19 protein-coding genes and 3 tRNA genes are annotated in these 24,474 nt (G+C 39.8%); 16 read left to right on the top strand and 6 right to left on the bottom strand.

The genetic code is table 11. The annotated features are described in order from the left end of the window. Positions 1 to 227 precede the first annotated feature (227 nt). The 11 genes from EYS08_RS15910 (at position 228) to EYS08_RS15865 (ending at position 11,141) form a co-directional block, all read left to right on the top strand. Positions 228 to 497: a hypothetical protein gene (locus EYS08_RS15910; protein ID WP_131030956.1), complete on the top strand. Its 270-nt coding sequence runs from the start codon at positions 228 to 230 to the stop codon at positions 495 to 497. 228 nt (positions 498 to 725) lie between these two features. Next, complete coding sequence (locus EYS08_RS15905) at positions 726 to 1,346, top strand: Crp/Fnr family transcriptional regulator (protein WP_131030955.1); 621 nt, start codon at positions 726 to 728, stop codon at positions 1,344 to 1,346. Between the two features lie 187 nt (positions 1,347 to 1,533). Continuing rightward, complete coding sequence (locus tag EYS08_RS15900) at positions 1,534 to 2,331, top strand: restriction endonuclease (RefSeq protein WP_131030954.1); 798 nt, start codon at positions 1,534 to 1,536, stop codon at positions 2,329 to 2,331. 2 nt (positions 2,332 to 2,333) lie between these two features. Continuing rightward, the gene (locus EYS08_RS15895) at positions 2,334 to 2,567 is read left to right on the top strand and encodes a transposase (protein ID WP_208745875.1); all 234 of its coding nucleotides are present in this window, start codon (positions 2,334 to 2,336) and stop codon (positions 2,565 to 2,567) included. A gap of 380 nt (positions 2,568 to 2,947) precedes the next feature. Next, a complete protein-coding gene (locus EYS08_RS15890; protein ID WP_131030953.1) occupies positions 2,948 to 3,988 on the top strand; it encodes a Fic family protein in 1,041 nt (346 codons plus the stop codon). Positions 3,989 to 4,029: 41 nt separating this feature from the next. After that, positions 4,030 to 4,098 carry a hypothetical protein gene (locus EYS08_RS26670; RefSeq protein ID WP_394343116.1) on the top strand — a complete coding sequence of 23 codons (69 nt, stop codon included), beginning with the start codon at positions 4,030 to 4,032 and terminating at the stop codon, positions 4,096 to 4,098. Next, the gene (locus EYS08_RS26070; protein WP_208745874.1) at positions 4,095 to 4,349 is read left to right on the top strand and encodes a hypothetical protein; all 255 of its coding nucleotides are present in this window, start codon (positions 4,095 to 4,097) and stop codon (positions 4,347 to 4,349) included. The genes EYS08_RS26670 and EYS08_RS26070 overlap by 4 nt, the downstream gene beginning before the upstream one ends. Positions 4,350 to 4,875: 526 nt before the next feature. After that, positions 4,876 to 8,013, top strand: a complete 3,138-nt coding sequence (locus EYS08_RS15880) for a SusC/RagA family TonB-linked outer membrane protein (RefSeq protein WP_131030952.1) — start codon at positions 4,876 to 4,878, stop codon at positions 8,011 to 8,013. 10 nt (positions 8,014 to 8,023) lie between these two features. Further along, positions 8,024 to 9,493, top strand: coding sequence for a RagB/SusD family nutrient uptake outer membrane protein (locus tag EYS08_RS15875; protein ID WP_131030951.1), 1,470 nt, complete (start codon positions 8,024 to 8,026; stop codon positions 9,491 to 9,493). 4 nt (positions 9,494 to 9,497) lie between these two features. Beyond that, entirely contained in the window at positions 9,498 to 10,166 is a 669-nt protein-coding gene (locus tag EYS08_RS15870; RefSeq protein ID WP_131030950.1) for a hypothetical protein, read from the top strand. A gap of 21 nt (positions 10,167 to 10,187) precedes the next feature. Beyond that, a complete protein-coding gene (locus EYS08_RS15865; protein ID WP_131030949.1) occupies positions 10,188 to 11,141 on the top strand; it encodes a hypothetical protein in 954 nt (317 codons plus the stop codon). Between the two features lie 396 nt (positions 11,142 to 11,537). Here the strand turns inward: EYS08_RS15865 and EYS08_RS15860 are convergent, their stop codons facing one another. Next, positions 11,538 to 15,074 (bottom strand): family 43 glycosylhydrolase, encoded by a 3,537-nt coding sequence (locus tag EYS08_RS15860; RefSeq protein ID WP_131030948.1) that lies wholly within the window; start codon positions 15,072 to 15,074, stop codon positions 11,538 to 11,540. A gap of 347 nt (positions 15,075 to 15,421) precedes the next feature. Here EYS08_RS15860 and EYS08_RS15855 point away from each other — a divergent pair, with 347 nt between their 5' ends. After that, positions 15,422 to 18,487: a beta-L-arabinofuranosidase domain-containing protein gene (locus tag EYS08_RS15855; RefSeq protein WP_131030947.1), complete on the top strand. Its 3,066-nt coding sequence runs from the start codon at positions 15,422 to 15,424 to the stop codon at positions 18,485 to 18,487. 425 nt (positions 18,488 to 18,912) lie between these two features. On the opposite strand, the gene EYS08_RS15850 is transcribed toward EYS08_RS15855, so the two are convergent. The 5 genes from EYS08_RS15850 to EYS08_RS15830 form a co-directional block, all read right to left on the bottom strand. Next, a complete protein-coding gene (locus EYS08_RS15850) occupies positions 18,913 to 19,569 on the bottom strand; it encodes a DUF92 domain-containing protein (protein WP_394343115.1) in 657 nt (218 codons plus the stop codon). A 210-nt stretch (positions 19,570 to 19,779) separates the two neighbouring features. Continuing rightward, positions 19,780 to 19,853 (bottom strand) — tRNA-Pro (locus EYS08_RS15845). Positions 19,854 to 19,903: 50 nt separating this feature from the next. Then, positions 19,904 to 19,977 (bottom strand) — tRNA-Pro (locus EYS08_RS15840). A 99-nt stretch (positions 19,978 to 20,076) separates the two neighbouring features. Next, positions 20,077 to 20,163 (bottom strand) — tRNA-Ser (locus EYS08_RS15835). A gap of 80 nt (positions 20,164 to 20,243) precedes the next feature. Beyond that, positions 20,244 to 22,250, bottom strand: a complete 2,007-nt coding sequence (locus EYS08_RS15830) for an HD family phosphohydrolase (protein ID WP_131031027.1) — start codon at positions 22,248 to 22,250, stop codon at positions 20,244 to 20,246. A gap of 190 nt (positions 22,251 to 22,440) precedes the next feature. Here EYS08_RS15830 and EYS08_RS15825 point away from each other — a divergent pair, with 190 nt between their 5' ends. The 4 genes from EYS08_RS15825 to EYS08_RS15810 all read left to right on the top strand — a co-directional run. Then, positions 22,441 to 23,298, top strand: coding sequence for an SPFH domain-containing protein (locus tag EYS08_RS15825; RefSeq protein ID WP_029276438.1), 858 nt, complete (start codon positions 22,441 to 22,443; stop codon positions 23,296 to 23,298). A 5-nt stretch (positions 23,299 to 23,303) separates the two neighbouring features. Next, a complete protein-coding gene (locus EYS08_RS15820) occupies positions 23,304 to 23,825 on the top strand; it encodes a hypothetical protein (protein ID WP_131030945.1) in 522 nt (173 codons plus the stop codon). Between the two features lie 2 nt (positions 23,826 to 23,827). After that, a complete protein-coding gene (locus EYS08_RS15815; RefSeq protein ID WP_083488688.1) occupies positions 23,828 to 23,995 on the top strand; it encodes an Arc family DNA binding domain-containing protein in 168 nt (55 codons plus the stop codon). Between the two features lie 279 nt (positions 23,996 to 24,274). Continuing rightward, positions 24,275 to 24,474, top strand: a 200-nt coding sequence (locus tag EYS08_RS15810) for a hypothetical protein (RefSeq protein WP_131030944.1), incomplete at its 3' end; no start/stop codon positions are given.

Raw genomic sequence — 24,474 nt, 5'->3', positions numbered from 1 at the left:
AACAGCAGCTTTCTGCTAAAAAATAATTCTGAGCAAATGGGAAACTCGTAATCTTAGGAAAAAGCACGCCAGGTATTTTTTCGCCAAAACGTATCTCCACCACACAGTTAACAAACAAACAATAACCCGCTAACCTTGAGGAAACATTGATTGACTAATTTACAAGTGCATTTGCTCACCATAAGCAGAAAACAGGTAAACAAAAAGCTTCAATAAAATAGCAAGCTATGAAACAGCAGGCCAGAACAATCCCAGGAAAACTGGTAGATTTTGATTATAACAGATACAGGTTACCAACATTTGTAATGCAGTTTAAACCCTCCGTTTATCAAGATGGTGATTGCTACTACGCTGTATTATCTTTTGAAGAGGAACACGATGTTTCAGGTCTTGGAACCTCTGCTGAAGATGCATTGATAGACTGGAATGATAAAGTCTGTGAAATGCTTGCCTTATCGGGTGCTTTACGCACATCGCTAAGCGCCAAAAACAAATAATTTGCAGCAAAAACAGACCATTTTAATCTTCATCTAAATTATTCTGCTGAACCAGGATATAACTATCGGCCCGGTATTTGATCAGAACTATTATGATCAGCTGAATTTTCCCACTAACTGTTTACTCGAGATCAAAAGGTCATCAGATTAATCCAGAACAACGAAAATTTGAAAAGTTTGGTCTTTTAATTACTTTTATCACTATCTGAAAAGCTAAACTAAAGAATCATGGCCGGTGCGCAGGAAAACAGCAAATGGGACTCCTATAACGGTGCTTCCCCACTTATTGCCCTATACAATAGCTTTCACCCCCTAACTGTTGAAATGGAGGCACTTATCGATAGCCTCACCTTTCCGGTGAGTTTTCGTAAGAACAGATATATTATCTCTCCGATAGACCGCAATAGATATCTTTACCTGATTTTAAAAGGAGTAGTAAGGGGATTTTACAAGGACTCGGGAACGGAGATCACTTCCTGGATCTGTCAGGAAAATGAAATTGTAGGAACCATCCGCAATTTATGGACTGCAGAAGAATCAGACGAATACCTTCAAGCAATAGAGGATGTAGAGCTGATTGCCATACCTCATGAGCTCACAACTATGCTTTATAAAAATTTTGCAGAGGCAAACATTATTGGTAGAAAGATTATGGAGCTTCATTATAGAGGAGCGAATGACAGGGGCTTTATCTGCCAGATTCCCTCTGCTACGGGCCGCTATAAACACCTGCTCCAAGCCTTCCCGTGGATGATTAACCGTGTGCCGCTCCGGTATGTTGCTTCGTTCCTCGGACTAAGACTAGAAACGCTAAGCAGGATCCGATCAGTTGAAAACAAAAGAACATAAAACTAGCGTGTGCGTTATTTTTAATTTTATTGTTTAAAATCTTGCTGAAGGTATTAAAATATTAAAGCTGCTTATGCATTGTGGATCTGGTATTGGTCTGTAAAATTAAACAATCCGATTAAGAGGGGTGTCCGCAGGGCTTTAGAGATTCTTAATATAGTTATATATTAGTAACATTATTTAGCATATGTATAACAGGAAGTTTAAACCGCAATATTCAAATTTAGATAAAGAAGCATCAGCGGAATTTATTGACGAAGAGGCAGGAATCACGTTTTTTGGAGATTGTGAGTTTTCGAGATTCGTTGATGAACAACACGCTAAAAACAATCATCGACTGCTGGATTATGTACAAGCGCTCGATGAACTCGGATGTATAAGTATATGGCCTGCTACAGGATATGCATCTATTGTTCGTCAAATTAAAGCTATAAGAAGTTTGTCCTATTACAATGAAATCCTTAATACCATAAAGAAATCTTGGGCTGAAATTCCAGATTTTATATTTGTAAAACTAGAGGAATTTACTACCGAAAAGCAAGAATATATACGTACTATTATCAAAGATATTCATTATAATAATGACCTGCTATTCGAAATATCGCCAAGACTGTTCGAACATATTATTGCCGAAATGCTTCTTGCTGAAAATTTTGAAATCAAGCTAACTCAGCAAACTAGAGACAATGGTTATGATATTGAAGCCTCAAAAAATATTTCTGGATTCGACATCAAGATAGTTATTGAATGTAAACGCAACTTGAAAAAAAATCCTGTAGGAATAAATGTTGTTAGAGGTTTTAATGATGTGTTACTACGAGAGCGGGCAAACAAAGGCATTTTAGTCACTACTTCTCATTTTTCAGCAGACGCGTGGAAAAGAAAACATGAAATAAGCCATCTATTAGATTTAATAGATAGTCACGGACTCCTCAATTGGATCGATCGGTATTGTCATCAAATGAATTTTATTATCGGTGATTAAGATTGGCAATATGGTATAATGAGGTCAAATCATGCGGAATTGATTCCTTCAGGGCTCTCGCCAGATCAGTTCAATCGCATTACCTGTATGTCCTTAACTTCTTTATTAACAGGGCTACAAATGCTTCTGCAAAATCTTTCAATGCTAAGATCAAAGCCTTTAGAGCAACATCGAGAGATGTTAGGGACATTAATTTTTCTTATTCAGATTATCGAAAATATATGCCTAGAGTTTAACTCCCCAACCTTTCCGCTTGATCCCTAAAATATCAATGTTAAAACAAAAATGCCTTTAAATCTAAAGGCTTTTAATATTTTTAGTCCTCCCTGCAGTTATGTCGAACCTTTTTCTGCATAATTCTAGGTCCTTGGCGAGTTTAATGCATCCAGAATGACAATAAAGAAATACTGAGTTTTGAAGCTTAATTTTCTAATTTATAGCTCATGTTACTTTTGTTTATAGCTCATTTTGTGACTGTATTGAGCTACATTTTTTATTAAAATGAGCTTCATTTTGTATGATTATAATTTTGCAGCTCAATAGAATTCTATTTGTAGCTCATTTATAATTAAAAATGAGCTACATTTACATAGGTAGTGAGCTACATTTTAAATATATGCAAGGAAAAAATGCTAACCTGATTCTTGATTACTTAAAGGATCACCCATTAAGTTCGTCCAAATCAATTCATAATGCACTGAGCGAAAAAGTTGCCTATGCGACGGTAAAACGCATTTTATCGAACCTTTCCGCTCAGGGCGTCGTTGTTTCTGAAGGAAAGTCTAAGGCTACAAAATACTCGGTAAGTGCTTCTTATGAATTACTACAACCCCTTAATGTTGAAGAATATTTTAAGCAAGAGGTAGATGAACGTCAGATCAAGGATAGCTTTAACCTCGAGCTGATTACAGAAGTGCTTAAGAATGTTAAGCTTTTCAATGATGACGAAGATCAATATCTAAAAGGCCTTCATCGGCAATTCAGGGAAAATATTGCTACATTAACTCCAGCAGCCTATAGTAAAGAACTGGAACGACTGGCCATTGATCTAAGCTGGAAATCGTCACAAATCGAGGGGAATACCTACTCGCTTCTGGAAACAGAACGTTTGTTGAAGGAACAGGAAACTGCTGAAGGTAAACCGAAAGATGACGCGACGATGTTGCTGAATCACAAGGAAGCAATCAATTTTATTGTTGCATACCCTGACTATGTCGTACCTTTAACCATCGGTAGTATTGAAGATATACATAGCCTGCTAATCAAAGATCTAGGTGTGGACAGAAATATCCGCCACAGGCGTGTAGGTATCTCCGGAACCAATTATAAGCCATTGGACAATGAGCATCAAATACGTGACGCCCTCAATGATATGTGCACGTTGATTAATGAGAAAAAAAGCATCTTTGAAAAAGCGTTACTGGCTTTAGTATTGCTTTCTTATATACAGGCTTTTAATGATGGCAATAAACGTACTGCCCGAATAGTAAGCAATGCCTTATTAATCGCTCATGAACATTGCCCTTTATCATTTAGAACAGTAGATTCAATTGAATACAAAAAGGCAATGTTAATATTTTATGAGCAAAATAACATCAATCCTTTTAAGGAAATTTTCAAGAATCAATTTGAATTCGCTGTTAAAACCTATTTTTAGTAAATACTATATCAAAACGGCAAATAAACAGTGATAGCCTTTTGGTTACCGCCCAGGATGTTAAGGCCATTCCGTACTACGCTTGGGCAAACCGGGGGCAAGCGAAATGATGATCTGGATACCTTATGAAGAATCAGCAGCCAGACCAAAGCTAGCACCAACCATAGCCAGTACAAGTAAGGTATCTGCTTCGCTTAAAAACAAGAGAACGTTTTCTGCAATAAAAGATCAGTACGAACCAGCGGATTCAAAAGACACCAACTTTCCTTATTTGCACTGGTGGCCAGCCAAAAATACCAATGAGTTTATACAATACGATTTTGCATCTGAACAAACCGTAAGTGAATCTAAAGTTTATTGATACGATGATAGTCCTTGGGGTGGTTGCAGAATTCCGGCTTCTTATAAACTATTATATAAAAAAGGAGATCAATGTCTGCCCGTTGAAACTACCACTCCCTACGAGATTAGTAAAGATAAATTTAATACGGTAAAATTTAAGCCCGTAAACACAACTGCCCTAAGAATGGAAATTAAGTTACCTGCTGAGCATGCAAGTGGCGTACACGAGTGGGCGGTAAAATAACTTGTAATAACAGTTATCAATTAGAACTCCCTATTTCAATGTTTGAGATAGGGAGTTTTTTTATGGAATACAGCCTCAGGATCATTTATTAATAACAAAGATTTTCTAAAAGAACCAAAAAATAACCCAAGCCATTTGATCCTTAAAGCTTTAACCTCAAGATCAGTTAGCCATACAGGTTAAAAAACGATTTAAATCAGGTAATATATTCGTTATAATCAAGCACCTACTATAGTAAATTTATAAACGTTATAACAACGCTTAAATAACCAAAAAAACTAATAAACTAATCAATAAGCTAATGAATTTAAACTTTACTTTGAGGTGGGGTAAGTTATTAAGCATCCTTATATTTCTGGTGATGCCTTTTCTTACCTTTGCACAAACCAAAATTACCGGTACGGTAACTGATGGTAAAAACGAGCCCATACCCGGGGTATCTATTAAACAAAAGGGTACTACCAATGGTACTTCAACTGATAATAAGGGCAATTTTTCGCTAACCTTAAAGGAAGGGTCGCCAAGCTTAACTATCAGTATTGTTGGCTTTAAAACCAAAGAAGTTTCCGTAGCGGGTAAAACAAATCTTGATATTAAATTGGCTGAAGATGATAACTCATTGGATGAGGTTGTGGCCATAGGTTATCAAAACATTCAAAGAAAAAACACTGCCGGGGCGATCTCGTCTGTTAAAGGAAAAGATTTTGAAAACACGCCCTACTCCACTTTTGATGCCATGCTGCAAGGTAGAGTGGCAGGTTTAACTATCCTGAGTACTTCTGGTGAACCTGGCGGAAATAACATCGTTAACATTCGTGGAGCGAGCAATGTAAACTTAGGTCAGAGCAGCTCTCCATTATATGTTATTGATGGCGTAATTTATGATGTAAACGACATCGGCTCTGCTTACGGAAGTAGTCCATTACAGGCCATCAATCCAAATGATATTGAATCTGTAGATGTATTAAAAGATGCATCTGCTTCGGCTGTTTATGGTGCCCGTGCAGCAAATGGCGTTATCATCGTTAAAACCAAGCGTGCGCAGGTTGGTGCACCTCCACAGATAAGAGTGGCCAGTTATTTCGGTATAGCCAATAAACCAGCACTAAAACCCATTCAAACCGGAACAGCAGAGAGAAGGTTAAAAATGGATCTACTTTATGGTGGCAATGGCCTTTACAATAGCCTGAGGGATTTGAATATGATGTTAACCGACAGTTTAAATACTGCTTTTAACAACAATACCGATTGGCAGGGTTTATTTCTTCAAACAGGTAACATTAGCAATGTTGATGCAAGTATCGCAGGTGCTACCGAAAAATATTCTTACAGATTTTCCTTCAACCGCTATTTTGAAGAAGGTGTAATGAAAGGTTATGACATTAACCGTGTAACGCCAAGCTTATTTTTCCAGGTATCGCCTACTAGTAAATTGTTGGTTCAAACGAACCTATTTGTAGGCTTAACCAAGGCTAAGCATGGCCAGGGCGACCAAAACAAATACCCTTTTACCACCTGGGGCTTTCCTTCTTCTTTTTGGAAAATAGGAACAGCTGAAGAGGAATTATATACCGGCAGGTATGAAGAACTCCGTGATGATGACAGGACCACCAGTTTGAACGGAAATACCATGGCCCAATACACAATTATTCCAGGCTTAAATATTAAGAGTACCATCTCCTACAATATTTTCAACAACACCAGAAGTTATTTCAAACCGAGCTTATTAAGCGGAAGTGGTCAAAATGAAGCCTATGGCTGGGTTAACCAAACCAATCGTTGGGAACTCGAAAACACCTTAAACTATGCCAAATCATTAAAAAGTGGCCATAACTTTAATGTCATTTTACTTCAGGGAATGGAAAAAAACGTTGCCAATAATACTTATAGCAGCAGTATTGGCAATGCCGATGCAGTTAAAACTGTTGCCGGCATTGCTTCTGGCCCCAATCTTTTCGCCAGCAACACCATACAGCAACGTTCGCGTTTATCCTGGATGGGAAGTTTTGTATATGACTATAAAGGAAAATACCTGCTTCAGGCAGTATACCGTGCCGATGCATCATCAAGATACAGTGCAGAAAGCCGTTGGGGTTCCTTCCCATCAGTTTCTGCAGGCTGGAATGCATCCGAAGAAAATTTCTTCAGCCCGGCAAAAAATATTGTTTCCTATTTAAAGTTAAGAGCCAGCTACGGTATTACCGGGAATGATCCTGGTGCTTATTATGCACAATATCAATCATTAATTGCCAATGCCAATTATCCAACTTCTGTGCTGGGAAATGGTCAGGGCGGCTCCCAAACTACTTACAATGGAACACAGGTATTATATCCAGATTATTATGGTGCTGCATCGGCAACTTCTATCAGCTGGGAAAGAAGTCCTCAGTTTAATGCCGGCGTAGATTTAGGATTTTTAAAAGACAGAATAACCTTAACAGCCGATTATTATATCCGCGACTCGAAAAGTAAAGTATTCGATATTCCGGTTCCATTAACAACGGGTTATTCGTTAACCTCTAATAACTATGTTGATTTACGCAATACGGGTATTGAATTTACTTTAACCACACGAAATTTTGCCCCTACTTCAAAATTTCAATGGGTAACCAATTTTAACATTGCCTACAACGACAACTACATTACCAAGCTTCCAAATGGCGGCAGAGATTTCACCTTTGGGCCACCCTGGCTACAACAAACCTTAAGCGTTGGCGATCCATTATTTACCTACAAAGTATGGGAAGTAAATGGAATTTATTCAAGAGATTCAGACGTTCCTGTTGATCCGAAAACCGGAAGAAGAATTACTCAGTTTGGTGGAAGCCAGTTCAGTGCTGGTGATCCTGCAAGGGTAGATCAGAATGGAGATTATAACATTGATTATAACGACTACATTTCTTACGGAAACCCGAATCCGGACATCACCGGAGGTATGAACAACTCCTTCTCTTACAAAGGATTCTCGCTTGATGTTTTGGTTACCTTTATTTCTGGCCGCAGCCTTCGTAACGGATATCTTTCAGATAAACTTCAGGATGCCGGAACAAATAACCCTTATTTTTTGTGGGGGCCACGCTCCGGCCCTGCCTCAAATTTCGATGTATCTGATTTTTGGTCTAATCCAGGTGATATTGCCAAGTACCCTGGATTGATAACCAATAACGTAGATAAGTGGCACATTGGTCAAAGTATGTACATAGAAGATGCCAGCTTTTTTCGTATCAAAAATATCAGATTGGGCTACACCTTACCTGAAAAATTCACCAAAAAAATTGGGATGAGGTTGATCCGGTTCTATGGCGTAATGGATAACGTTAAAGTATGGTCTAACTCTACCGTACCTGATCCGGAAGCTGTAGGTGCAGATGGGTACTCTGGAGGAAATGATTATCCAATTCCTAAAAAATACACTTTCGGCATTGATTTAACCTTTTAATCTTACTAAAATGAAAAGACTTACTATATATATATGCTGTGTAATCGGGATGGGCATGGCAAGCTCATGTAAAAAATTTTTAGATGAGAAACCCATTAGCGTATCTACCGACCTTACTTTCTGGAAAAATGAAAATGACGCTGACAAAGCTGTAGCAGCAGGTTACGCGTTGGTTAGGAAAACGCTTAATAAAGCAGATGGATTAGCTTTCTACGCTTATGGCGATTTACCTACAGATGAATTTGTATCAGCAAATAGTTACAGATTTGACAATATTTTCCGAATGGAGTGGGCAATTTCTGTTGCATCTGCCGAAACCTGGGACAGGATGATGCAGATGAGAAGATATGATACTTTTTACAGTGCCATAGACCAGACTAACCGCTGCATTAAATTCATTCCCACCATCGCCGATGACAAATTCTCATCTCCAAATGCCAAAAATAATTTGCTGGGAGAAGCTTACTTTTTAAGGGCGTTTAACTATTTCTACATGACAAGAATTTGGGGCGATATTCCACTGATTACCCAAACAGGCGCAATAACAGAGGCAGTAGACCTGCCGCGTAGCAAGGCTGGTGAGGTGATAACACAATGCCTAAGCGATTTAAATAATGCAATCAACCTTTTGAGCTGGGATTATTCCAACGCAGGAAACAGGGCAGTAAGGGCCAATAAAGGAGCCGCTTATGCGCTTCTGGCTCATTTATATGCCTGGCAGGGCGATTACCAAAACTGTAATGCCACCACCGATAAAATAATTGACCAAAATTTTTATCAATATGTAAACAGAGATAATTACCTCAGCATATACAAAGGAAAATCTACAGAAGGCATTTTCGAAATTGCACAGAGTGATGAAAATGAGGGTAGTACCGGGGGAATCGCCAATTACACCCTTAAAAGCCCTTACTTAACAACGCATACGGGTAATTCAATTTTCCCACTCAATATTAACACCCTGAATACGCTTTATAGCAATGCTGATGATAAACGATTTAAGACTGCTTTTGCACTAACCAATTCTACGGATCCACTCTGTATTAAGTATGCTAACATCACTTATGTTAACGGACAAAATGTAGTTAGTGCTGTGGCCCATAACAACATCATCATTTTTAGGCTTGCCGACATTAAACTCCTGAAAGCAGAAGCACTTGCGGCTTTAAACCAGTTTGATCAATCGCGCACGGTGCTTAATGAAGTACGCACTATTGCTGGTTTAGGTGACTGGGTTGGAACCAATGCCAACTTATTCGAAGGTATTATAGACGAACGCGGAAGGGAGCTTTTCCTGGAAGGGCATCGCTTCTATGATTTGGTAAGGCTGGGTAAAAAAACAGGGATCATGAAATTTGGCGCGGAAAAAATGACCAAAGCCGATTTTGATGCTGGTAAATATTACTGGCCGCTTGATCCTGCATTAATGAATATTAACAAAAAGTTGACTCAAACTCCTTTCTGGAGCTCCAAGTTATAAGAACATGAAAAAGAAACTGTTGTATTTTATGATATGCAGCCTGGGGCTGGCATATTTTACAAGCTGCAAAAAGAGTAGCTATTTAACAGATGGAGGTTTAAGTGAGGCAAAAAGCCCCTTAACCACTTATGAATATTTAAAGCAACACAAATATCATTTGTTCGATACGCTCATAATGGTTATCGATCATTACAACATGAAAGATGAAGTAAATGGTGCTGCAACTTTCTTTGCACCAACCAACTATTCGATCAATAACTACATCAGGCTTAAAAGAGATTCGGTTAGACTCATTAATGAGAATAATACTTATACCTTAACCAACATGTATAATGATCTGAAAGCCGATTCATTACGCATTTACTTATCTAAATCTCGCATAGCGTTAACCACCGCACCGCTACAACCTACCCTTGTAGCCAACGCTGCCAATACCCAAACTGCGTTTCAAAGAATCTTGCAGCCAAAACCAGGTGAATCATGGTCGTCCAGCCCAATTTATTACCTCTACTACATTAAGGTTAGAGGAGGTTTAGACCCACCAAACAGCACTGCCCAGCCTAATGATCCTAATATTGATTTAAAGGCACAGTGCCAAACTACAGGCATAGAACCCTCATCAGGCGGAATGCTTCATGTTTTAAGTAATACCCATACATTCATCAGGTTCTAAGGAATCGCAACAGAAACAATCATGAAAAAAATATTTATCATTTCATCACTATCTGTTCTTACTTTAGTGGGCATTTTATTGGGTTGCAAAAAGGTAAGTAAGGGCTTCATCAGCGATTATATGTACTATACACCAAATCCGCTTATTGCTACCCAGGGAAACGTAGTTAACTCTAAAGCAATAGAATTAGATGGTACCACGGGTCCGGTGAAAGTAAAATTACTGGCAGTTAGAAATATGGATACCGGACAACCAGCACCAGATATGCTCAAAGAATTTACCATCAAGCAGTTTCTTGGTCAAATTACCAACGCAGATTCAACAGTGGCACTTGTGAACAAGAAAATTGTACTTAAACCTGCCCTTCCCTTAGAAATTAGTGAAATAGGCGGAAGAATATCCTTATCGCAAGCCACAGCAAATGTGGCCACCGGAAATTATGTTATTGATGTTCAGGTAACGAACATTAAAGGTACACGTGATATCTTAAATGCCTGCAGGATACAATTATTACCTAAAGCACATTATAGCCTTGATGCTGGCCCGTTCTTTACGACTTCCGACCCGGATACTGAAACAGGTTTTAGCGGTCAATCCCCTTTACCGGTAACCATCACTTACGACAGCAAAGGCCCCAATAAAATCAGATTTGTCTTTCTAGATAAGAATGGCACTGCCTTTGATCCTTCTGCCGGACAAATCGTAACCAGAGGAGATAGAGGTAATTTTTCGCAAATGAACCCATATTTCTCTGTGGTAAGAACAACAACTGCACTCGAATGGGAGTTTATAGATCTGCCAAACGGTTTTCCTATTAAGGATGGCAATAACGGAACCGGAAATTATTACCGGATCCCCGCGAGGTTTACGGTAGAAAACAGAAATGCAAATCCGGTATTTTTTGGTTTTAAGGCATTATCAGCGGGCAGTTACACCGTAACCGTCCAAATACCTGCTATTACTAAAAAACCTTAGTTAGGTTAGTTGAAGATAAAACCCAGATCGGCAAAACGACTCTGGGTTTTTCTTTTTAAGCCAAACATTTTATTATTAAAGATAAATCTGTAATTTTTATCGAAATTAATTGCTTAAAATCAATATTAATGACAGGGGATTTTTAAGAAGTATCGTCATTTCGACCGTAGTGGAGAACCTGCAGGCTCTGCGAAGCAAAATCTTTTAATATAGTCCAAAGATCTCTCCTCCGAAGAAGTTCCTTTGGAACACTATGCGTTGCGCCGGAGATGACGCCCTTTCTTTTGGAATCTGTCAATGATAGCGGAGTCGAAGTGCTTTTAATGCGCTGAAATGGTCTTCGACTACGCTCAGACTGACATACGAAATAATTTTATTTAATTTTTAAACAGGCTCTTATTTCTTTTGGATAATCTTAAAACCGCTAAAAGAAGCATCACCAGAAGAATCACCATAGGTAGCATGGTAAACGCCAACCTGTAACCCAGCTCCCAGATCATCTCTTTTTAACGGACTGCCAGGAAGATCTACCCAAGTCTTTCCATCACTGCTACCACGCATAAAAAATGTATTTCCTGCCCGCTGTATCTGCAGGTGCCTGTAAAAATTCCATCCAGAGAGGCTGTTCGTCTGCCTTCTGCCACCATTCCCAAGGTTGGTAACAATATTTCCAACGCCCCAGCCTGGCATAATGCCGTTTTGTAAAAGCGCTCTTCCATTTGTTAAATCTTTAACCATTATACCTGCCTCATTTGCACCATAAGCTTTCTTCTCCCTGAGCCCCAGCATATCTGAAAGCTTTACCTCAGCAATAAAATCACCCTCCACATTGTTATAAGCAAAAGGCCCCGTTGCCTCCGATCCATCCCAAAATGTATTGTGCGAAACCATCTTTAGGATGCCAGACTGCTGGGTAACCGTATCTGCATTTCCCAATAAACCATCCCAGGAAGTTCCTGACAGGCCGTCTTTTGCTGCCGGAACTGACCGGGCCGCCCCACTCTGTTTTCTGACAACAAATTGTGAAGAATCTGTGCTAACAGCAAAGGGAAGAGAAGTTTGGGTAACATTTCCAAAATTATCCTTGATTTTCACTGTATAATTATAACTGCTTTGTGGAAGGACCGAAAAATCCATATAATCTGCTGACCGTAACCATTTCGCATCCCCTTTATCTTTATCACTTTTAAAAAGATATTCGAGATCACTACCTGGCAGTTCAGGTTTATCTGCAACCATATAGACCATATTTGACGTAACTGCTGATGGTTTTGAGGCAAATGACGCTTTTAAGCTACCAGTGCCTAAGGTTTGTTTCCAAAAATTAAATTCTTTTAAACAACCACTATAATCAAGGCCATAACTGTATATTGAAATTGATGATATTGCTGTTGTGGCACTTGACACTCCGCCAGAAGATTCGATCAAAATACGCTGGTCTGTTTGATTATTATGTACCAGTGCATAATTTGCCGGTTTACCGTTGATAAATACCTGGAACTTGCCCTGAGCAAAAGAACAGATTAACTGTTGCCATTTTCCATTACCTACTATCCTTACGGCTTTATTTCCTTTACCAAAAAACAGATCTGTTTTTGAACCAACAGCAGGTAAAAGAGAAAAAACAGCGCTAAATGGTCTTGAAAAATCGACCTTGTTTGTAATTCTATCTCCCATAAGGACTTTACTACCATTCGCCAATACAGCAGCTATTTTCCCATTAATATCGTCAACTTCCACATTCCTCTTGCATGTCAGTTCTCCCAAAGCGGCTCCATTGTTGGGCCAGTTTGCTAAATCCCCATATTCAAGGTTTTTTGTATCTGCGTACAGAACCGTACGGTTAGTTATGCCTTTTGTATAGGCTGCTTTAATCTCTGTATCGGTTAATGGGATATCATAAATTTTCAAAGAGGCAAGCGCACCAGAAAATCCTGAAGTTCCATCGTCATTGCCACCAACAAGAAACCTGGTAAGATTATTCACGAAAAGCATCCTTCTTTCTGCCCTATCCAATTTCCCATCAACATATATACGTTCCATTGTCCCATCAAAAACCATGGTAATCAGATGCCACTCATTTGCTTTCGGTAAATTTCTGTATCCTAAATCGGCCCAGCCCAGATGAGTGGCAGCGCCTGCACCTTTACTATTCCCATAACCTACCGCAGCATTACTTAAATTAACACCACCCCTATCTGTCCACGAAACGATTGTTTCTTCTTTACCGATCTCTGGGTTCAGCACCCACATACTCACGCTATAGCTGCTGTTCCCCAGCATAGATGATGGCGCACGAATGGACGATGATAGGCGCTCGGTGCCAGAGAAAACCAAAGCCTTCTTTCCACCTATCATTGAAGTAACTGGCTTATTTGTTCCGCTAGCAGAAAACACACCGGCTAATTTTCCATTATTTGAAACATGCCCTGCTATTGATCCTACGTGAAGGTTATCAAAGTTCAGATCCACCAACAGTCCCTTCGGTTCAAAACGTTGCAAAGACTCCCATTTTTTGATACTGGTTTTCATCACTGGATTATATTCGGCATTGTCGAAAACCTTAATATTCCATATCGCCTTATTTAAGCCCGGATATTCGGTCCGTAAAATTGTTGTACGCAGATACCTGGCCTTAACGTTTCCAAAATCTATTATCGGACTTCCATGTTGGGTATTTTTACTCCTATCAATGTACAGTGCCCATGTTTTGCCATCGAGCGAATATTCGATTTTGTATTGATAGTACCAGGTAGCATATTCAAATTGAGTGTGCACACTTTTAACATCATAAGTCCTACCTAAATCGATCTGGAGCCATGAGGGACCGATATTGTTTTTGGCTTTCCATAAAGTTCCGTTATTATCATCGAATGCAAATTCTGGTTTAAAATCCTGATCATAAGTTGAAGAGGCCACAGCAGTTTTGCCTAGCGCCAGATTTGGATGCGGATTCGCATTTTTTGCCAAATAGCCGATTCCCGAATGTGTAGGCACCAGCTTCAGGATGTTTCCTTTCTCATCGAAAATCATTTTATCTGCCGCTACCTGCCTGTGATAGCCACCGTCATTGTGTGGGTTATTATGCCGGTGATAAACCAAGTAAAAATCATCTCCCTGCTGCAGAACAGACTGATGCCCTGGTCCATGCACCGTTCCATCGCCATTTGTGGCGAGGATAGGATTATCCTGGGCATGTTTAAAAGGTCCCATCGGATTGCTTGCAGTGGCATACTGTACCCTGTAAGTTCCGTCTTCGCAATAGCCGGATGAATAAGTAAGATAATAAACACCCTTTCTTTTAAATACAAATGGAGCCTCGAAAAAGTCTTTTGCATCGGTATTTGGGATCTGCGCAAGTTTTGAAAACGACTTCATGTCGGCATTCAATAAGCCAACACCACAACCATGGCCCGGATAAATGCCCCAAGTGCCCCAATACATATAATACTTACCGTCGTCATCTTTAAAAGTCTGCCCATCAAGTGTAATCACCTTGGGTACCATAAAATTTGAAACTATTGGTTTTCCGGGTGCTAAAAGCGATGTCCATGGGCCAACCGGTGTTGCTGAAGATGCACCGAATATTTCAACGGGCTGGCAGTAGTATAGATAATACTTTCCGTCGGGGCCCTGTGTTGCATCTGGTGCCCAGTAATGATGGGTTGTTGGCCAATTCATATCCTGCATAGTCCAGTTCACAAAATCTTTTGAAGTCCATACCTGCGATGGCCCAAATCCACCCCCATTGCCATCGGTTGTTGCATAAATATAATACGTATCTCCAAATTTTTTCACCGTTGGATCTGCAAAATAACCCGGTATAACAGGATTGCCCTGCCCCTTATCCAAATGCAGGGATTGCGCCATTACAGGTTGGAAAGAGCAGCATAGGAGAAAAAGAACGAAAAGGTTTAGATAAATGTTTTTCATAATTGATGTTGATATCCCGACCTATAAAAACCAGACTTGATGGATCAGGATGTAAATATAAACGAAGCGTAACCTAGATTTCCGTTGTATATTGATGCATAACATTAGTATTTTAACCAAGCACCCCAATCTTTGTTGTACGGCAGTGTACTTGTTAAAATCTAGTAGCTATCAGATAAAAAAGAAGCATAAAAACATAGCGCTTCTTCATAGTTTTATCGATGAATTTTAAGGGTTATTTTTATTCAAAATTCTCTAAATTCATTTATGCTTAGCAAAAAATCTGGGGATAAAATATCTTGAAATAAACAGATCTAAGAAGGGCTTATTGATAAAATGATTTAAACATGAAAATATACAAAGTATTCTTGCACACCATTTCGTTACTTGCTGTTTTAGCCATAGGTATTGATACTGCCCATGCACAAAATGGAGACCAGATATTAGACGGGATCGGTGAAACGGGAATGAGTGCGCGTTATATCTTTAATGGAGATGCCAAAGACTGGTCACGTAATAATTTTCACGCAAAATTTCAGGGCGACGGGGTCAAATTTATTAACGACAGCCGATTTGGAAAGGTTTTGTCGCTCTCTGGCGATAATAATTCCTTTGTTACTATTCCAGGAGAAGCATTAACGGATATAGAATCACTGAGCATATCAGGATGGATATACCTCCGTTCGAAGCAGCCCGGCCAGCGTTTTTTTGATTTCGGGAAGGACGGAACCAAACATTTTTTTGCGGCCCCTGTTGGAACAAATGATCAGGAAGGTTTCCAAACATTGATCACGGCAAACGAAAACAATAAAAACGGAGCGGTTTCGCCAGCTTTAGAACTGAATAAATGGGTCTATATTACCATTGTAATAGATATTCCATCAAAATCTATGGTGACCTATGTAGATAGCAAGCCTGTGGCCGAAGCTAAGCATATCCCACTGGAGTTAACAACGGTATTCGAACAGCAATCAGTGGCAAAAAACCTGTTGTATATCGGGAAATCGCTAGTACCTGGGGATCCCTATCTGAATGCCATGATACATGATTTCCGTATTTATCGGGTTCCGTTAAGTGCGGGGCAGATTGCCGGAATTTATCGCAATGCACAAAGAGGTACTCAGGAAAGCACAGTAAATGTAGGTAAACGTGAAGATAATCTTCCAAAGTTTTCTTCAGGCACGCCACAGCTTTACAATGCTTACTTAGCCAATGTATCAGATATTCAGGTGGAAACGGAAGTAGGAAATTTACCACGATTACCCACTTATGTGCCGGGTACCTACAAGAATAAGATGAAAGGCCCAAAAGTACGTGTGCTGTGGCCTTCTCCGACTGATAATAGCGGGGTTTTGAAACCCGGAAGTTACACCGTTACCGGGCGTGTTGCAGGAACGGTTTTTCAACCTAAGGCATTTGTAACCGTAAAAGCACTTAAAAAATCAGCCACACCAGCCCTAAAGCTAGAGTCGTTTGCTTTAAACAAGGTTTCTCTGCAGACGGACATTCATGGCCATGCAACCAAATTTATCGAAAACCGCGATAAATTCATCAAAACATTAGCTAAAACGGACCCTAACTCGTTCCTCTATATGTTCCGACAAGCTTTTGGCCAGCAACAACCCGAAGGAGCAAAACCTTTGGGGGTATGGGACAGTGAAGATACCAAATTAAGGGGGCATGCCACAGGCCACTACCTTTCTGCAATTGCCCAGGCCTATGCCGGTACCGGGTACAACAAGGTGCTTCAGGCCAATTTCTCAAAAAAAATGGAGTATATGATTAATACGCTCTATGAACTATCACAATTATCGGGGAAACCTAAAAATTCAGGCTCTACCGCTGTATCTGATCCGAGCGCTGTGCCGCATGGCCCGGGCAAATCAGATTATGATTCTGATCTTAGTGCATCGGGCATCCGTACCGATTATTGGAACTGGGGAAAAGGATTCATCAGCGCTTACCCTCCCGATCAGTTTATCATGTTAGAAAACGGAGCTAAGTACGGAGGACAGAAGAACCAGGTTTGGGCGCCATATTATACCTTGCATAAAATTTTGGCTGGCTTAATAGATGTATATGAGGTAAGTGGCAATAAAAAATCACTTAAAATAGCTACTGACATGAGTGACTGGGTGTATACCCGCTTAAACCAGCTGCCACAGGAAACGCTTATCAAGATGTGGAACACTTACATCGCCGGCGAGTACGGTGGCATGAATGATGTAATGGCCCGTTTATACAAGATTACAAATGATCCGAAATACCTGAAAACAGCACAATTGTTTGATAATATAAAGGTTTTCTTTGGCGATACAGCGCATTCGCATGGACTGGCCAAAAACGTAGATATTTTTCGTGGACTGCATGCCAATCAGCACATACCCCAAATTGTAGGGAGTATCGAAATGTACCGGGTATCCAATAAACCTGAATATTATAATATAGCAGATAACTTTTGGCACAAAATGGTAGACGATTACATGTACAGTATCGGAGGAGTTGCAGGTGCACGTAATCCTGCCAATGCGGAGTGTTTTATTGCCCAGCCAGCTACCTTGTATGAAAACGGCTTCTCTGAAGGAGGCCAGAATGAAACCTGCGCTACCTACAATATGCTAAAACTGACCGGAGACCTGTTTCTCTTCGATCAGCGGGCAGAGCTGATGGATTATTATGAGCGTGGCCTGTACAATCATATCCTGGCATCTGTTGCTGAGAACAGTCCTGCCAATACCTATCATGTACCACTCAGACCTGGATCTGTTAAACAATTTGGCAATGCGGATATGACGGGCTTTACCTGCTGTAACGGCACTGCAATAGAGAGCAGCACCAAACTACAAAATTCAATCTACTTTAAAAGTAAAGATAACCAGGCGCTTTATGTAAACCTGTACATTCCATCAACACTAAAATGGACAGAACGCCAAATAACAGTAGAACAGACAACAAATTTCCCAAAAGAAGACCACACCCGTTTGACTATTAAGGGCAGCGGAAAATTTGATCTCAATGTGCGTGTGCCAGGCTGGGCCACCAAAGGATTCTTTTTAAAGATCAACGGGAAAGAACAAAAGTTTCAGGCTGAGCCAGGTAGTTACCTAAAGATAAGCCGTACCTGGAAAAATGGCGATATTGTAGATTTAAAGATGTCATTCCAATTCCACCTGGATCCGGTTATGGATCAGCAGAATATAGCGAGTCTATTTTACGGACCAATATTGCTGGCAGCGCAGGAACCAGAAGCCAGAAAAGATTGGCGTAAAGTAACCTTGGATGCAAAAGATATTGGCAAATCAATCAAGGGTGATCCGCATCAATTACAGTTCACCATTGATGATGTGGTTTTTAAACCATTCTACGATACATACGGTCGTAATTCTGTTTACCTGGATGTTACATTAAAATAGCCACTGTTGCGCTAATAGCTGATGAATAGCCAATAGCACGCAGAAGATTACCCTTTACATACCATCCTCCATAGTGCAGGGAAACCGCTAACAGATCTGTTACGAAAATAGTGATGGCCCCTCAAGGCAACATGGAAGGCGGACGAGAAAAAACTGGCTGATGACCTTAATCCAGTAAGTGGCACGTGCCAGCCCCATGGTCAATGTTGTTAGGTTAAAAGCTTTTAACCACAGATGCACCAATATAAACACGGATTTTCATATCTGTGTGCATCCTTTCTATCTGTCGTTAGATTATTTTTGCTTGTGCCGAATGGCTTAACTTAATGACATTGCCCCACGCCAAAAAAATTGAACAAATTAAAACCTTCAAAATTCCTGACCAATATAAGGCTGGGGTATATTGGAAATAAATAAATCACAGCCTAAAGAAAAAGCTCCAACAACACAATCACAATCGCTGCTGTCAACGTATTCAAAAAATTGACTACATCATTCCCGATCATCCCCTTCCGCTCCAGTACAGCCCCAAGTATGGAATCGGTAAGGTTACCCACCGTACCTGCAAGAACAATGAAGAAAAAGCTGATGTTCCATCCCCATCCCAGCGCATAAATGCTAGCAATAATACAGCTACCCACGATACCGGTCAGCGTTCCTTCCAGGCTGACCACTCCATCCATTCCACAGCGGTCGGGATTAAAGGAAATAATATTAAAAAACCGTCTTCCATAAACCATCCCCAGCTCGGAGGATAGGGTATCCGCTGTAGCCGAGGCAAAGGCTGCCGCCATTGCGGGAAGCATCAAATAAGCTAGCTGGGGATAAAATAGGGTCACTATACCTGCAATGGCCGCAGCCCCAGCATTAGCCAACACCTGCATTGCATTACGGCCTTTTTTTTCTTCCTCTCTGGCGGCAAAAGCCTTCTTTCTGTGCCGATCCAAGGAGGTGGCAGCAGAACCGAGGATAAAAAACATGGTCATTATCGCTAGCCCTGGATAACCTGCAGCGGTAAAAATAAGACATGCCAGTATCCCGCCAGTAAAAGCAGCCAGAACCGTCAGTTTTTTTGCCAAGATGCTACAAAAGAAAGAAATTATTTAATTCCCCCCAACTTTTCCGCTTGATCCCAGTTTTCGTTGAAAAGACAATGTTAAGAAGAAAATTTGGGTGCAGATTAGGGTTAAAAAAGGTTGATATTCATTACCCCATTATAAACCCAATAAAAAAACAAAACCCCCTAAATGAACCATTTAGAGGGTTTTTGATACAGTTTGTATCTGTTTTTGTCGGGATGGCAGGATTCGAACCTACGACCTCCTGCTCCCAAAGCAGGCGCGATACCGGGCTACGCTACATCCCGAACTTGGTATCGATCTTTTAATCCTTTTTTAAAAGTGGATCAACTTTTTGTCGGGATGGCAGGATTCGAACCTACGACCTCCTGCTCCCAAAGCAGGCGCGATACCGGGCTACGCTACATCCCGAACTTGGTATCTTCTTTTTTAATTCCCTTTTTCGAAGGGATTGCAAAGAAACGGTTTTAAATTGATAATTCCATTTATTTTTGCAAATTTTATTTTCTGCGGAGAGGGCGGGATTCGAACCCGCGGTACCGTTACCAGTACGACAGTTTAGCAAACTGTTCCTTTCGGCCACTCAGGCACCTCTCCTTTATCCTCTATTTTCTGCCCTATCGGCGTTGTTTTGAGGTCTGCAAATATAGTAAAACAAGTTATCCAACAAAAAAAAATTACAAAATTTGTTGATAATCTATACGCACATGATAGATGCTCATAAGCATCGTCTTGAATATCAATTTGATAGTCTCAATATCTTTTAATGTTAAATCGCAGTCATCTAACTGATTTTGCTCCAATTTGTAGTTAATTATCCGTTCAACGATATCATTTATGTTCTGAGCATCGGGATTTTTCAGGCTTCTTGAGGCAGCTTCTACCGAATCGGCGAGCATTAACACACCCGTTTCTTTGCTAAAAGGTATTGGTCCGGGGTAGCGGAAAATGTTTTCGTCGACAAATTTTTCAGGCGTATTTTTCAAAAAAGACTGATAAAAATAATCAACCCGGGTATTCCCATGGTGGGTTCTGATAAAATCGATAATCGCTTCAGGGATCTGGTTCTTTCTTAAAATCTCAATTCCTTTATGCACATGCTGAATAATAATCTGCGCACTTTGTTCATACGGTAGTTTATCGTGCGGACTAACAGCGGTATTCTGGTTCTCGATAAAATATTGCGGATTATCTACCTTGCCAATGTCATGATATAAAGCGCCCGCTCTTACCAGTACCGAATTGCCCCCTATTTTAAATATCGCGGCCTCTGCAAGGTTAGCCACCTGTAAAGAGTGCTGAAACGTTCCAGGCGCTTTAAAGGCAAGCTCCCTTAACAGTTTATTATTGGTATTGGTGAGCTCAATTAAGGCCACATCTGATGTGATACCAAAAATACGTTCGAACAGATAAATTAAGGGGTAAGCTAAAAGAGATAAGAGTACGCTAAAAACAAAAGGAATAAAATTCATCCATTCTATTTCGCGGAAAGATCCTTCACGAAGCAGGGCGATACCTATAAAAGAAACCAAATAAGCCAAAAGGATAAACAAGGCCGAAACCAGGAATCTTTCGCGCTTAACAAAGTTTTTTATACTAAATATGGCAACCATGCCCGCAGTAACCTGATAAAACACAAACTCGAAGCTATTGGCTACAAAAAAACCAGCAATTAAAATTACCAGCATATGGAGGTAAAGTGCCAAACGGGTATCAAACAGGATCCTAATAATAATGGGCACCACACAAAACGGAATGTAGTACAAACTAGGGATTTCCATCTTAATGGCCCAGGTTAATGCCAGTAACATCCCCGTGGTAACGATCAGGATTAAGGAAAGCTGACGGTTATCGGCAAAAATATCTTTCCGGAAAAGAAAAAGGAACGACATTAAAATAGCGAGTATAAAGCCAACCAATATTACCTGCCCCAAATAAACCAATGCCCTGCTACCAATTGTTTTGCTTTGTGCATCGTAAGTTGCTTTATAGGATTCTAGTTTCTGATAAATTTCTTCATCAATAACATCATTCTTCGCTACAATAAGCTCTCCCTTTTGTACCATACCCTTAGTAGTAGAGATATTATTAACCGTATTATCCTGTATGGTTTGCGTTAGCCGTTCATCAAATACGATGTTAGGAGTAATGTGATCAATTGCAAGGTTTGCAACCAAATCACCCATTACCTGATTAGGGGCTTTAAAATTATCTTTAAAAAAATTCAGGGCAGATTCTGCGGTAAAAACATCCTGTGTATTCTTTTCCTGGGCAACATTGTTTTCAAGTAAAGAAAAGTCATAGTTCTTCCCTCCTGCCTGATGTTTCACATTTAAACCTATAATCCCTTTCTCGTAAATGTTCTGCAGCAATTTATAGGAAGCACTTTTATATACGCCCTTATCTTTTTCGTTAAGTTGCTTAGATTTCCATTTCACATCAAACTCGTTGGCAAACTCTTCCAAAGCATTTGCCGTAATGCCCCTATCCAAGTGGTAAACAGGCAAAATATCTTTTAGTGCATTCTTTTTATCGGCATTAACTTGCGGGTTGGTTTTTAAAATAGCAAAACTGAAGGGCGAAATCAGGTCTTTGTTTTTCCATACTGCATTTTTTTCAAACTCATATCTAAACCGGGGCTGTTTGGGCAGGAATAACGTAATAATGAAAACGGTAAATATCATCATCACATATTTTAGGTTTGATGAATACTTCCGGTAAAGGATCTTGTGTGAATTTCTCTTGATTTTGGCCAAAACGATGTAATTATTGTATTGTCAAAAATAGCATTTTTATCTAATATACATTTTACAGGTTTTGTTTGCAATTACCAGATTTTATATTTTACTTTATGATATCAAATTAATATCAATTATGTATCAGGAAAAAATTATTAATCCGCCATCTGGCTATCTAACATTCGCACTATGCATCGCATTGCTGGGCGCTTCTATTTTCTGTTTTGTTTCAGAAATTTTTCTCTGGGGAGGGATTTTACTGGCAATAGATATATTTTTAATATTCCCGGGCTTTTTAATCATCAACCCCAATCAATCAATGGTACTCACCCTTTTCGGGAAATATATCGGCACGGTAAAAGCCGATGGATTTTTCTGGGTAAATCCCTTAACCGCTAAAAGGCGTTTATCATTAAAAGCGAACAATTTAAACGGGCAGCAGCTAAAGGTTAACGATAAACTGGGCAACCCGATCGAAATTGCTGCTGTGGTGGTTTGGAAAGTAAACGAAACTGCCAAAGCCGTTTTCTCTGTAGAAAACTACATGCAATATGTAAACATCCAAAGTGAAGCTGCTGTAAGGCATTTGGCTAACATTTTTCCATACGACCATGCTGAAGGGGAAGAAACCAGCATTACTTTAAAAGACGGTGCTGATAAGGTAAGTGAACTTTTAGAAAACGAACTGAACGAACGTTTATCGAGGGCAGGCATTGAAGTTTTAGAAGCCAGGATATCGCATTTGGCTTATGCACCAGAAATTGCCAGTGCCATGTTACAGCGCCAACAGGCCACTGCAGTTATTGCAGCCCGTAAATTAATAGTTGAAGGTGCTGTAGGCATGGTAGAAATGGCCTTAGAGAAATTATCGCAAAAAGGAATTGTTGAGCTGGATGAAGAGCGTAAAGCAGCTATGGTAAGCAATTTACTGGTTGTGCTTTGTGGCGACCGCCATGTACAGCCCGTGGTAAACACCGGAACATTATATAATTAGACAAAATGGAGTTTGAGGAAAAGCAAAGCTTAAAACTTTGGTGGCTTTATATTTTATTGGCTATTGATGCTGTTATAGTCATCAGTATTGTGCTTTTTGATAAAGGTGGAATGAGCTTTGAAACTTTAAAAACTACTTATTTTGCACCATTTTGGGCAGTACTCCTTCCTTTTGCGATTATTTATCTGCTTCAAAAAAATAAAATGACTTTGCAGATCGGCACAGCAGGCATTTCGTACAAGTATTTTCCATTTGAAACCAAGCTGAAGCTATTGAGTTGGGGCAACATAGAAAAAGTTTACATCAATAAGTACAATGCTTTAGGAGATTATGGCGGATTTGGTGTTCGCAGCAGGCTTTGGTTTAAATTTAACGACAAGGCCTATATCCTAAACGATAAAGATAAAGGTTTACAGATTGAATTAAAAAATGGCAAAAAGTTATTGTTTAGCAGTAACAAAATAGCCGAACTGGAAATGTTCCTTATTAATTTAAAAACGAGGTATAATATACAAGCAATACAATAAGAATGGCGGAGAAAGATAAAAAAGCTTTTGTATTAAGAATTAGTCCTGCTTTATTAAAAGAAGTAGAAACCTGGGCTGCCGATGAGTTTAGAAGTACGAACGGACAGATAGAATTTTTACTTACGCAGGCATTAAAATCGAGAAAGAAAGGTAAAGCGAAAGAAGAATAAATTGTAAATTGTTAACTGTTAATTGAATTGGGCGTTCCCCAAGCTGCGCAAGGGTCGGGCTTTTCAGGGCTTCGCTTCGCTCCGGTACCGATGAAAAATCGGCACTGAACCCTTACAATCCCTAACGCAAACCTACCAATCTAAATTAAACCTATCAGGTTTTAAAACCTGATAGGTTTCCTTGAGTTTGGCTATTTACTAGTCAAGAAAAAAAAGTAGCCGTAAATTTGGTTTTACGGTTATTTTTTTTGATTTTTACATCTAGTTATACAACTAGATATGGGATATCCAACCAAAGTACAGGTTATAAAAAGAAAGACAAGCGAGCAGTGGTATGTTAATTTCCCCTCAGCTGTCGCCCAGGCAATCGAGTTCAAGCAGGGCGAGGTTGTGGAGTGGATTATCGATGACAACCAGCGACTGATCCTTCAGAGAAGCGATGAGTCCGTTGAGGACCTTAAAAAAAAACTCCCCAAGAA

Origin of the sequence: Pedobacter kyonggii (genome assembly GCF_004310665.1) — a bacterium.
GTDB classification, from domain to species: domain Bacteria; phylum Bacteroidota; class Bacteroidia; order Sphingobacteriales; family Sphingobacteriaceae; genus Pedobacter; species Pedobacter kyonggii.
The sequence above is the reverse complement of the archived record's forward strand: the minus strand, read 5'-3'. Positions and strand labels throughout refer to the sequence as shown.